General features: G+C 58.7%; 10 protein-coding genes. 4 read left to right on the top strand and 6 right to left on the bottom strand.

Annotated elements, in window-relative coordinates; all coding sequences use genetic code 11:
- Window positions 1-8: 8 nt before the first annotated feature.
- The 5 genes from NIT7645_RS09160 to NIT7645_RS09140 all read right to left on the bottom strand — a co-directional run bounded on the left by NIT7645_RS09160 (window position 9) and on the right by NIT7645_RS09140 (window position 6097).
- Complete coding sequence (locus NIT7645_RS09160; RefSeq protein WP_008561939.1) at window positions 9-1121, bottom strand: ABC transporter ATP-binding protein; 1113 nt, start codon at window positions 1119-1121, stop codon at window positions 9-11.
- A 147-nt stretch (window positions 1122-1268) separates the two neighbouring features.
- On the bottom strand, window positions 1269-2393 hold the full coding sequence (locus NIT7645_RS09155; RefSeq protein ID WP_008561105.1) for an extracellular solute-binding protein: 1125 nt from the start codon (window positions 2391-2393) through the stop codon (window positions 1269-1271).
- 303 nt (window positions 2394-2696) lie between these two features.
- Window positions 2697-3536: a DMT family transporter gene (locus tag NIT7645_RS09150; protein ID WP_050686774.1), complete on the bottom strand. Its 840-nt coding sequence runs from the start codon at window positions 3534-3536 to the stop codon at window positions 2697-2699.
- A 33-nt stretch (window positions 3537-3569) separates the two neighbouring features.
- A complete protein-coding gene (locus NIT7645_RS09145) occupies window positions 3570-5246 on the bottom strand; it encodes a Na/Pi cotransporter family protein (protein ID WP_008562837.1) in 1677 nt (558 codons plus the stop codon).
- A 71-nt stretch (window positions 5247-5317) separates the two neighbouring features.
- The gene (locus NIT7645_RS09140; protein ID WP_008562051.1) at window positions 5318-6097 is read right to left on the bottom strand and encodes a DeoR/GlpR family DNA-binding transcription regulator; all 780 of its coding nucleotides are present in this window, start codon (window positions 6095-6097) and stop codon (window positions 5318-5320) included.
- Between the two features lie 174 nt (window positions 6098-6271).
- On the opposite strand from NIT7645_RS09140, the gene NIT7645_RS09135 reads away from it, so the two are divergent.
- Window positions 6272-7831, top strand: a complete 1560-nt coding sequence (locus NIT7645_RS09135) for an alkaline phosphatase family protein (protein ID WP_050686772.1) — start codon at window positions 6272-6274, stop codon at window positions 7829-7831.
- A 36-nt stretch (window positions 7832-7867) separates the two neighbouring features.
- A complete protein-coding gene (locus tag NIT7645_RS09130) occupies window positions 7868-9133 on the top strand; it encodes a glycerate kinase type-2 family protein (protein ID WP_050686771.1) in 1266 nt (421 codons plus the stop codon).
- 36 nt (window positions 9134-9169) lie between these two features.
- Here NIT7645_RS09130 and hpaR read toward each other — a convergent pair whose 3' ends face one another.
- On the bottom strand, window positions 9170-9604 hold the full coding sequence (gene hpaR / locus NIT7645_RS09125; RefSeq protein WP_037302637.1) for a homoprotocatechuate degradation operon regulator HpaR: 435 nt from the start codon (window positions 9602-9604) through the stop codon (window positions 9170-9172).
- 175 nt (window positions 9605-9779) lie between these two features.
- Here hpaR and NIT7645_RS09120 point away from each other — a divergent pair, with 175 nt between their 5' ends.
- Together NIT7645_RS09120 and hpaE are read left to right on the top strand one after the other, a co-directional pair.
- Window positions 9780-10172, top strand: coding sequence for a 5-carboxymethyl-2-hydroxymuconate Delta-isomerase (locus NIT7645_RS09120; protein ID WP_050686769.1), 393 nt, complete (start codon window positions 9780-9782; stop codon window positions 10170-10172).
- A complete protein-coding gene (hpaE, locus tag NIT7645_RS09115) occupies window positions 10172-11683 on the top strand; it encodes a 5-carboxymethyl-2-hydroxymuconate semialdehyde dehydrogenase (RefSeq protein WP_050686767.1) in 1512 nt (503 codons plus the stop codon). Before NIT7645_RS09120 ends, hpaE begins: the two co-directional genes overlap by 1 nt.
- Window positions 11684-11738 lie beyond the last annotated feature (55 nt).

The raw sequence follows: 11738 nt of genomic DNA, 5'->3' as shown, positions 1-11738 counted from the left end.
GGCCCCTCTCATTCCGCAGCCAGTTCACCAGCAGGCACGACAACGGCATTTTGCGTCTCGTATTCCAGCGTGATGTTCTGGCCTGTGTGATCCTCGAACGACTGACCGAGGTTGGGGATGGAGACCTTGAGCTCCTTACCGCCTTCACCTTCCATGAAGATGTTGAAGACATTGCCCTCGAATTCTTCGTGGTTGACCTTGGCGGTGACGAAATGATCACCCGTGGCGCCTTGCGGCGCGAGAGAGAAGGCCTCGGGGCGGATGAACATCATCGCATCATCGCCCACTTTCAGCTTTCCGCGGTTGGCCGAGGAGATCCGCGCCACCAGATCACCGGATCGATTGGTCCTGATCATGGCCTCGTCGCCCATGACCTGCTGCACCTTGCCCCGGAAAACATTGTTTTCCCCGACAAAAGACGCTGCAAAGGCGGTTGCAGGGTCGTTGTAGATGGTTTTGCCATCTGCAATCTGGTCAATCACACCTGCCTTCATCACCGCGATGTTGTCGGACATGGTCAGCGCCTCGCCCTGATCGTGGGTGATGTAGATGAAGGTAATGCCGACCCGCTGCTGGATCTCGCGCAGTTCGGTCCGCATGTGCTGACGCAACTTGAGATCCAGCGCCGACAGCGGCTCATCCAGCAACAAGACGTCCGGCTCCGCACAGAGCGCGCGGGCGATGGCCACCCGCTGACGCTGGCCGCCTGACAGTTCGGAGGGCAGCTTGTCGCCCTGCCCCGGCAGCGCGATCATGTCCAGAAGTTCGTCTGCACGCTTGCGACGTTCCTTGGCAGAGGCCCCCTTGATCTCCATGGAGAAGGTGATGTTCTCCCAGATTTTCATCAGCGGGAACAAGGCGAGGTTCTGAAAGATCAGCGCTGTCGGGCGCTTGTTCGGCCCAATCCCGCGCATGTTGTTTCCGCCGATCAGGACATTGCCCTCGCTCGGCTCCAGAAACCCCGAAACGGCCCGCAGAATTGTCGTCTTGCCGCAGCCGGACGGGCCCAGAAACGAAAAGAAATCGCCCCCGTTGATTTTGACATTCGCGTCGCGCACCGCGACGAAATCTCCAAAGCGGATCCAGAGGTTCTCAAGATCTACGCCAACCCCAGCACTCATTTGGCTTCTCCTTCGGTGCACAGACACATCCGGTGGAAACCCACCGGTCGACGCCACCTGCATCCGATTGATAATATGTTGAAATTACGCCTGCGGCGTGTGGCTGGCCCCCACCACAGCAGGGGCCAGTTCTGCACGCTGATCAGATCAGGCGCTCTTGAACTTGTTGACGAACTCGGTCCGCACGTCCGCATACCACGGGGCTTCCGCCGGCCAGGGGTTCAGGTTGGCAAGGCTGTCACCAGGATAGGCTTCGGCAAAGTTCTTTTTGTAGACATCACCAGAGAAGCTGTCTGCCTCCAGAACCGGAGAGTTGTAGCCGTGGCTGTCGATGGCTTTGCCTGCCGGCTCTTTTTCGTAGGCATAGTCGATGAAGGCGTAGACCTGCTCTTCGTTCTGGGCACCAACCGGCATCGACATACCGTCAACCCACGCCATCGCGCCCTCAACCGGGGCCTGATAGTGCACAGGCTCGCCTGCGGATTTCAGCGCCAGCGGCGGACCATCCCAGGTCTGACCCACAACAACACCCTCGTTCAGCAGTCCGTTTTTCTGGGTGTCTGCATCGTTCCAGATCAGCTTGATGCGATTCTTACGCTCAATGCACCAGTCGGCGATCTGACCCCAGACCTTCCGCATGGTGTCTTCGTCGTTGTAGGCCGCCCAAACCGAACCCGGCTCCATTTCGCCAGAGGCTTCCATGTAGAGGCCTGCACCCAACATCATCGAATGGGCCCGGCCCATGGTCTTGCCTGCGTTTTCCTCGGACCAGACATCGCCATAAGACGGCGCGTCACCCGCGGGCAGCCATTTATCGGTCCGATAGGCAATGCCTTCGGTGCCCCAGATGTGCGGCAGCCAGTGCACACCCGCACCGTCAAAGTTCCACGCGTCGGTGCCGATCTTTGCCATTGCGGGGTTCACCGCATCGACATTGACCTTATTCATGTCAAACGGCTTCAAAAGCTCTAGCGGCCCCCACTGCAGCGAGCGGTTGTTGGTCGGGGACACGATGTCAAACCCCTGACCTTTCGTGGCCTTCATTTTGTTGATGATTTCTTCGTTCGAACCGATACCGGTGTAATTCACCTTGATGCCGGTCTTGGCCTCGAACCCGGAAATGAATTCCGGCGGCAGATAGTCCGACCACATCAGGATGTTGATCTCGCCAGAGGAGGCCAGTGCGCTCTTGGAGTAGAGCGGCGCCGCCAGAGCTGCCGCGCCTGCCCCTTTCAGGATGGAGCGGCGAGTTACTGTGGACTTTGCAGTCATCTTGTCTTTCTCCCTATGGATCTGTTGGTCTTGGTTTTGTTTTTGTTTTTGGTGGGGAAACTGTGCGAAACACACACCCATCCCTACAGAGACAGATTCAGATTTTGATAAGGCCAGAACGCACTACGGATGCGACTCGATGTGGCCAGTTTGGGACGTTTTGCGCGCAAAACGCGCAAATTCCCTTGTTTTGAGGGCGGTGGTTCGCCTGTGAGATCGTCTCTCACTCACAGTCTGCGCCCGCAAAGGCCTCGGCGTCAACGCCACACAAACAAGTGAGTGCCCAGGTTTTGATCAGGCTGCTTAAACAGCAGTCCCGATTAGGGCGACACCTCCTGCCATCAGGACAGCCGCCCCAAGCCTGCGCTTCCAGTTCCCTTCCTTCAGGAAAACGAATCCGATCAGGGCTGCAAAGATGACAGAGGTCTCGCGCAACGCAGAAACCGCCCCAAGCGGGGCAAAGTTCTTGGCAAACAACACCAGCCCGTATGCACACATGGAAACCAGACCACCTGCGACGCCCAAAACCCAAACCCGCATCGGAACCGTGGGCAGCGCGTCGCGCTTGCGCCAGAACACAAAAATGGTCACGAACAGATGCAGAAACGCACCCCACGCCCAATAACTCAGCGTGTTGCCCGACAGCCGGACGCCAACCCCGTCAACCAGCGAATAGATCGAGATGCAGACACCGGTGCCAAGCGCGTACCACAGCGCTGTCCGCCCAACACCTGAACGCAGCGCCTTCCAGCTGCTGAGCTGGATGCCAAGGCCGATAAGGCCAATGCCCAGCCAGGCCTGCAGCGGCAGCACCTCTCCCACAAAAATCATCGCCCAAAGGCCGACCAATGCTGGAACAATGCCGCGGGCAATCGGATAAACAACGCTCAGATCACCATGCTGATAGGCCCGTCCAAGCATGTAGAAATAGCCAAAATGCACCACGGTAGAGAGTGCGACATACCAAAGGCTTTGCAGCTCTGGCAGCGGCAAGACTGCCACCATCACGGCCCCTGGGATCACATGGCCCAGCGCCACCAGGCCCAGAGTCGTCGTTCGATCAACAGCTGTTTTGACAATCGCATTCCAGACCGCATGCAGCATGGCTGCGGACAGGATGATGGCGATCACGAATGGCGTCATAGTGAACCTATCTCGCAGCAGGCCGAAACCTGATCAGTTGATCTCTTTTTCATGCATACCCTGGATCAACCGCGTCTCAAGCAGTTGGCCGTTGCGATACAGGATCGGATAAGCAATCGCCGCAATGTGGCTGTTGAATTCCCGCAATGCCCGGAGCGTCTCAAGGTGGATATCCGAGGTCTCGAAACTCTCGCTCGCCCCATGCTGAAGCCGCCGCAGGTGCCGCTTGCGGCTGTCGCGCTCCATGCGCTTTACCTCGGTTTTTTCCAGTGACAGCAAGCGGGCGCTTTCCAAATCATCGGAAATCAGGACATTGGATGCCAGCTGCATGTTTGCGACGATCACCTCATGCATGCGGGTGATCTCTGTCCAACCCTCTTTAGAAAACTGAACGCCTTTTTTGTGCATCGACGCGGCCAGCGCTGCGAGCCGCTCATCAACCACATCCCCCGCGGTTTCCAGGCGGATGGCATATTCAACAAGATCGCGGGCTGTCTTTGCATTTTCCTCGCTCATCCCCTCAGTCGGCATTCCGGCGACATAAGAACGGATCCCGGACAGGCAGGCGTTCACCTCCGTATCAAGGGCCTTGACCGCCTTGATCTTGGCGCTGTCGCCACTTTGGTACAGCTCAGGCACAGGGCGGAACATGGAGCCTACCAGATCGGACATGCGCAACAGCTCTCGCTTGAGGCTGGTGATCGCCTGCTGTGGCTGTCTGTAGTCATCAGTGTTCAGAACACTGACCGGAAGGCCGGGCTGTTTGCCGCCAGAAACAACAGGATCCGGCAGCATGCGCATCATCACCCCGCGCAAAGCCCCGCAAAACGGCAGAGCCAGGATCAACAAGGATGCGTTGAACAATAGATGCGCACTGACCAATGCCTGACCGGTCTCCGGCATCTCAATGATGCCGGTACGTTGCGCCATGTTGATACCAATCAGGCAGATCACAGACCATGTGCCCCGCAACGCCAGATTGGCCAGTGGTATTCGGCGACCCGAGGGCGCCATCGTCCGACTAAGCCAGACCGGGATAAATGCAGAGCCGCAGTTCGCCCCCAGCATCAGCGACAGACCCGCCGCAAATGGGATCGCTTCAATCTGAACCAGGGTCACGCACATCAAGATGGCCGCAACAGACGAATGCATGACAAAGGCCAGTGCCGTACCAACCAAAAAGGCGGTGATGTAATCCCGGGCAAGGTATTCGGCAATCGCGGGGAGAAAGGCACTTTCCCGGATCGGATCCATCGCCTCGCGCAGAAAACGCAGGGAAATCAGAATGAACGCGATCCCCATAAGGATCCGCCCCATTTGTCGGGCCTTCTTGGCCTCGGTCTTGACGAACAGATAGCCACCGACGGCGAGCAGAACAGGCACCAACCAATCCAGACGGAACGACAGGAGCTGAATAATCAGCGCTGACCCCAAATCCCCGCCCAGGACGATGGCCAGTCCTGAGGTAAACGACAACAGACCACTGGCGGCAAATCCAGAGGTGAGCAAGGCAACCGCAGCTGAACTCTGCAGGATGATCGCCATCCCGATCCCGACCGTACTGGCCTGCACCAGGCTCCGCTGTCCCGTCAGAAGACGTTGAAATGTCGCGCCATAGCTCCGCTCGATTCCCGTGCGCACCATACGCACAGCAAACAAAAGCAGCATGACTGCGCCCGCGAGACTGGTCAGAAAGCTAAGAATTGCCATGTTCTGTTATCGTTTCCTCATCTATTGTAGTTGCTCCGGGTAAGCCACCCCAGGGGTAGTGAGCATCGCGATCACCCCGGCGCAACCACCAGTTTGATCGACCAATCTTCCAGCGCCTTTCGGTGTTTGCGCGGTGGCACATCATCGGTGACGACAAGATCCAGCTGTTCAGGGAGTGGCCCGCGATGGGCGGCGGTTTCGTCAAACTTCTGATGCGCCAAAGCAATCATCACCTGATCCGCAACACCCGATACCACAGCGGCCAGCTGCGCCTCTGTGGCACTATTATAAAGTGCACCGTGCTTTGCCGAGAAACCATCAACAGACAGAACCGCCATATCCAACGCAAAGGCGCGCACCTGCTGTTCTGCGACATGACCAAATGTGCCGCGTTCATTGCTTTGGATTTCACCACCAAGGAAATGGACGTGGTTGCCGTTGTGGTTGGCCAACGTCTGGGCCACGCCGATCGAATTGGTGACAACCGTAAGCCCGGCACGATCCCGCAACTCCTTTGCGACATAGGCTGTGGTGGACCCCACATCCAGGAACACGGTCATTCCGTCCCCAATATGCGCCAGCGCCGCGGTGGCGATCTGCTTTTTCTCTTCCGGGTGCTCGGAGATACGGCGGAAAAAACTGTCAGCGGTGTCCGGTCCTGCAAGATAGGCCCCGCCATGGACCCGCTGCACGAGGGTCTGCTTGGACAGCGATTTGATGGTCCGGCGAACTGTTTCCTCGGAAACCTCCAGAACTTTCGCAAGCTCCGCGCTACGCGCAGACCCTCCCAGGCGGCGCAAGGCCTCCAGCAGTTCCAGCTCTCGATGCGATAGTTTTTCGGCTTTGCTCACACGGGTTCCTCGGGTTTCAGGCTGCCATAAATGCACGAATCTCTCGGAAAATTCAAACAGCAAATCCCCAAAAATCCACAAACACACTCAAAATTCGGTCAAACGCTTGTGCTTTTCCTTTGCCAAGTTTCGTTCTTCCCGCTTATCTGAGCCAAAGATCAGAAAGGCGAATAGATGAGCACGACAACTGAAAAACAACGAAATGTTCTCTTCATTCTGATTGACCAGATGCGGGCCGACTGCCTGTTTGGTGCCCTGGCCGACCATGTCCAACTGCCAAACCTGCAGGCACTCATGGCGGATGCCGTGACGTTTACGCGCAACTACACCGTTGTGAACCCCTGTGGCCCATCCCGCGCCTCTATTCTGACCGGGCAATATGCGATGAACCATCGGTCTGTTCGCAATGGAACCCCCCTGCGCCACGATACGCCGACCCTTCCGGCCGAGATGCGCAAGGCGGGGTATCTCCCGATGTTGTTTGGTTATACGGACACTTCCCATGATCCGCGCGTTCATCACCCAAACGACCCGACCGTGCGCACCTACGAATACCCTATGGCCGGTTTTCAAGAGATGCTGGAAATGCGGCTGGAGATGTCGCACCCTTGGCGCGCCCATCTGCTGGGCAAGGGGTATACCTTTGACAGCTACTGGGACCTCTACAAACCCACCGCTCCGGATGGTGGCGCAGCCAAGCTGAACGATCCGGCAGTCTATTCAGCCGATGACAGCGATACTGCATTTCTGACTGATCGGTTCCTCGCAACCATGCCGGGCTACAGCGATCAAAGCTGGTTTGCCCACCTCACATACATACGTCCGCACCCCCCGCTTGTCGCCCCTGCACCCTACAATGCAATGTATGATCCATCGGACCTGCCCGCCGCCGATCGGCTTCGCACGGTCGGGGAGGAAAATGCCATCCACCCGTTCTTTGTGCCCGCAACACAGGCCCAGACGCCTGCGTCTTTCGTGGAGGGTTTCCCGGACCTTCAAGATTCCGAAGAAGTCGTGCAGACGCTGAGGTCCGTATACCTCGGCCTGGCGAGCGAGGTGGACGCCCATATCGGCCGGGTCATGAAGTACCTGCGCGATAGCGGTCAACTGGACAACACTCTCGTGGTTCTGAGCGCCGACCACGGTGAAATGTTGGGGGATCGCCACAGCTGGGGCAAATTCTCTGTCTACAATGCTGCCTACCATACGCCTCTGATCATTCGCCAGCCCGGCAACACGACCCGCGCCGGGGCGGTTGTAGACGCCTTTACCGAATCCGTGGATCTGACTCCCACGATCCTCGACTGGGTTGGACAGGAAATCCCGAACTCGATGGACGGACGCTCGCTGTTACCGCTGTTGGCTGGCGAGGTTCCGGAAAACTGGCGGGATTTCAGTATCTCCGAGCTGGATTTTGCCGATCCAGAGGTGCCCAACATTTGGCAACAGCACCTTGGCACAACCGCCAGCGACTCCTGCCTGACAATCCTGCGGGACGCCCGCTTTACGCTTGTAGAGTTCGCAGCTAACCTCCCGCCACTTCTGTTCGACAAAGACAATGGCGGTGAGCACGTGAATGTTGCCGATGATCCGGCCTACCAAGCGGATCTGATGCGGCTGACCCGGCAAATGCTGCGGCACAGGATGCGCAATATGGACCACACCCTGTCTCTGGACAGCATCACCTCAGATGGACCACGCCGACAGCAACGCCAGCCTCTGTCGCCAAGATAGCGCTACAACACGGTTTTGCCCGCGCAAGGAAATGCAATGAAGGACCTTCACGAAACCGCGAAAGCTCTCTTCAAGGCGGCCGTTGACCGGGCCGACCCGGCTACCGCTTTGGCAACTGCGTTTCAAAAGACCCCACCCGAGCCACCTTTGGGGTCTGGCCGCTTGATTATCTTGGCTTTGGGAAAGGCTGCGGTACCGATGGTCCGCAAGGCCATGGAACTGTTGCCCGCTGCCGATCGGGTCGTTGCAGTGACAAACCCGGAAAACCTGATCCCGATTGCGGGTGCAACGGTGATGGCCGGGGCACATCCCGTGCCGGACGCGGACAGCGTCGCAGCGGGCGAATGTCTGCGCGACGCGGTTGCAGATTTGACAGCCAAAGACAGGGTCGTTGCGCTCATTTCCGGAGGTGGATCTGCCCTTGCAGTCCTGCCCGCAGGTGCGCTGACCTTGGCTGACAAATCTGCGGTGGCCAAACAGCTGCTCGCCTCTGGAATGGACATCAACAAGATGAACCTTATACGCCAGCAGCTCTCTGATCTGAAAGGCGGTGGTCTGTTGCAGTTGGCGGCTCCTGCACAGGTCACAAGCTACATCCTGTCCGACGTGATCGGGGATGACCTGCGCGCCATCGCGTCCGGTCCGACTGTCGCGCCGCTTGGTACGCAGGAAGACGCCATCGCGCTTTTGCAGGAGGCAGGCCTTTGGGACGATCTGCCCGCTTCCGTTGTGGCCCATCTGCAAGCCAGCCCCAAGAGATCCGACGTGCCGCCCAGCGCCGCGCACCTGATCGGCTCCAACCGGCACAGCCTTGGGGCCATGCTGGACACAGCGCAGGCTCAGGGATGGAACGCACGCATTGTCAATGATGCATTGGAAGGCGATGTCGCAGACGCCGCGGCAGAGATCATCGCAGCGGCCAAATCGATTGAAAACACAACCATCCCCGCAGCGTTGATTTTCGGTGGCGAGACAACCGTTCAGCTGCGTGGCGATGGCCTTGGCGGGCGCAATCAGGAACTCGCGCTGCGCGTAGCCCGCGATGGCGCATCCGAGCTGACAGGAAAATGGCTATTCCTGTCAGGTGGTACCGATGGCCGCGATGGCCCGACCGAAGCGGCTGGCGGTATCGTGGATGGCACCAGTTGGGACAAGATTCGCACAGCCGGGGCAGACCCGCAGGCGCTGCTCGCCAACAATGACAGCAACAAGGCGCTGGCGTTGTGTGATGCTCTACTGATGACCGGTGGCACCGGCACCAATGTTGCCGACGTCCAGGTTCTGCTGCGCCTCCCCGCCTAGGCGGCCAAACCCATCCCCCCTTAGGAAAAGCTGGACTCAGTCGCCCTTTCGGTTGAGCTCATTCAGCAAATCCAAAAGGGCCTCATACCGCTCAGGCCCCATCTTGGTCCGTGTGTTTTCTATCACGGCCAGGCTGGCTTCGAGGTTGTCATCAATGATCTGCTCCCCGGCAGGGGTGATCCTGACGATCTGGCGCCGACGATCCATCTGGTCCTTTTCCCGTTGGATCAGGCCCTTGTCCTCCAGCTTTTGCAGAATACGGGTCAGGCTGGGCAGCAAAAGACAGGCCTGCTCGGAAATCTGCGTGGGATCGATGTCGCCACTTTCCTGCACCACCCGCAGTACCCGCCACTGTTGCTCTGTCAGGTCGGCATCGCTCAACAACGCGCGGATTGGCCCCATTACACGCTCACGCGCGCGCAGCAGGGCGATAGGCAGGGAACGGTCCGTACTGGGAAGCTGTTTTGTCATACCCAATTATCGCCTTGCCACGACACAAAGGCAAACCAAGACCGTGCTTTTTGCGATTTGCCGCCACGATTGAGCAGCCCATCAGCGGATCTATGCCCGCCCGATCTGGTCCTCGTTGACTCGCTCTCTTATTTTTGTAAACATGTTAAGCATAGTGCAAGAGGGGAGGCTTGCCATGCCACATCTCACAATTGACTATTCGCCCAATCTCGAAGCCGACATCGACATGGCTGCCTTCTGCAACCATCTTCGCATCGCGGCCATCGGTACAGGCGTATTCCCTGTGGCGGGCCTCCGTGTTCGCGCCTTTGCTGCGTCCCATGTTTCGATCGCAGACGGTGATCCGCAGCACGGATATATCGATATTTCCATTCGGTTGCGCGCAGGTCGCCCACAAGAGCGGAAAGACAGCGCAACACGGGCGATATTCGCCGCTGCCAAAACCTTTCTCGAACCCATCATGCAACGTCGCTCTCTCGCACTGTCGATGGAAATGCGAGACATCGACCCGGCGCTTTCCCCAAAATGCGGCACCATCCGCGACCACATGCAAAAGGCGGACCAGTGATGAGCGATCTGACCACCAACATCGAAACGCTGAACGGCCATTTGGCGCGCTTTCGCACGGGCGGCATCCTGAACCTGATCAACGGAGAAAGCCGCCCTGCCGCCTCAGGTGCGACGTTTGAAACATCCTCACCCGTGGATGAAAGCGTGATCTGCTCCGTCGCAAAGGGCAGTGCCGACGACATCGGCGCTGCCGCTCAGGCCGCCAAAGCCGCCTTTCCTGCCTGGCGCGACACCCCTGCGCTGGAGCGCAAGAAGATCCTGCATCGTATCGCCGACCTGATCGTCGAACGCGCCGAAGAAATCGCGCTCTGCGAATGCTGGGACACCGGGCAGGCCCTGCGCTTCATGTCCAAGGCAGCGTTGCGCGGCGCCGAAAACTTCCGCTTCTTCGCGGACAAGGCCACCTCCGCCCGCGACGGCCAGCAGCTGCAATCGCCAACGCTGATGAACGTGACCACCCGCGTGCCGATCGGCCCCGTTGGCGTCATCACCCCGTGGAACACGCCTTTCATGCTGTCCACATGGAAAATCGCACCCGCACTGGCGGCCGGCTGCACCGTGGTCCACAAACCGGCCGAGTTCTCCCCCCTCACCGCCCGCATCCTGGCCGAGATCGCCCATGAGGCAGGCCTGCCGCCGGGCGTCTGGAACCTGGTCAACGGCTTTGGCGAAGAGGCTGGCAAGGCGCTGACCGAACACCCCGACATCAAAGCCATCGCCTTTGTCGGCGAGAGCAAAACCGGTTCGATGATCATGAAGCAGGGCGCCGATACTCTGAAACGGGTGCACTTCGAACTGGGCGGAAAGAACCCGGTGGTGGTCTTCGACGACGCTGATCTAGACCGTGCGCTCGATGCCGCAATCTTCATGATCTATTCGCTGAACGGCGAGCGCTGCACCTCCTCTTCCCGCCTTTTGGTGCAAGAGAGCATCGCCAAGGAATTCGAGGCCAAGCTGATCGAGCGCGTCAACAACATCAAGGTCGGCCACCCGCTGGACCCGACAACAGAGGTCGGCCCGCTGATCCACAAGGTGCATTTCGACAAGGTCACATCCTATTTCGAGACCGCCAAAAAGGACGGTGCCAGCATTGCTGCCGGCGGCAACCGCGTTGGAGACCAAGGCTGGTTCGTGCGCCCGACGCTGTTCACCAATGCCACCAACGATATGACCATCGCGCAGGAGGAAATCTTCGGCCCGGTCCTCACCGCCATCCGCTTCAAGGACGAAGATGATGCTCTGTCATTGGCAAATGACACCCAGTACGGCCTCACTGGATACGTCTGGACGAATGACCTCACCCGCGCCCTGCGCTTCACCCACCAGCTTGAAGCCGGAATGATCTGGGTGAATTCCGAAAACGTCCGCCACCTGCCCACTCCCTTTGGCGGGGTAAAATCCAGCGGCATCGGCCGCGACGGCGGCGACTGGAGCTTCGAGTTCTACATGGAACAGAAACACATCGGCTTTGCCCTAGGCCACCACAAGATTCCGCGCCTCGGCGCCTGATCCGTTTTTCTTCTGGCTCAAAATATCCTGGGGTGCGCGAGGGGCCAGCCCCTCG

Source organism: Phaeobacter italicus (genome assembly GCF_001258055.1).
GTDB classification, from domain to species: Bacteria; Pseudomonadota; Alphaproteobacteria; order Rhodobacterales; family Rhodobacteraceae; genus Phaeobacter; species Phaeobacter italicus.
Note: the sequence above shows the minus strand (reverse complement) of the source record. Positions and strands in the feature narration are given on the sequence as shown.

Coding starts and splice junctions, on each gene's coding strand:
- NIT7645_RS09145 (WP_008562837.1), bottom strand. CDS start 5,246: ATGGCAATTCTTAGCTTTCTGACCAGTCTCGCGGGCGCAGTCATGCTG.
- NIT7645_RS09160 (WP_008561939.1), bottom strand. CDS start 1,121: ATGAGTGCTGGGGTTGGCGTAGATCTTGAGAACCTCTGGATCCGCTTT.
- NIT7645_RS09135 (WP_050686772.1), top strand. CDS start 6,272: ATGAGCACGACAACTGAAAAACAACGAAATGTTCTCTTCATTCTGATT.
- hpaR (WP_037302637.1), bottom strand. CDS start 9,604: ATGACAAAACAGCTTCCCAGTACGGACCGTTCCCTGCCTATCGCCCTG.
- hpaE (WP_050686767.1), top strand. CDS start 10,172: ATGAGCGATCTGACCACCAACATCGAAACGCTGAACGGCCATTTGGCG.
- NIT7645_RS09155 (WP_008561105.1), bottom strand. CDS start 2,393: ATGACTGCAAAGTCCACAGTAACTCGCCGCTCCATCCTGAAAGGGGCA.
- NIT7645_RS09130 (WP_050686771.1), top strand. CDS start 7,868: ATGAAGGACCTTCACGAAACCGCGAAAGCTCTCTTCAAGGCGGCCGTT.
- NIT7645_RS09150 (WP_050686774.1), bottom strand. CDS start 3,536: ATGACGCCATTCGTGATCGCCATCATCCTGTCCGCAGCCATGCTGCAT.
- NIT7645_RS09120 (WP_050686769.1), top strand. CDS start 9,780: ATGCCACATCTCACAATTGACTATTCGCCCAATCTCGAAGCCGACATC.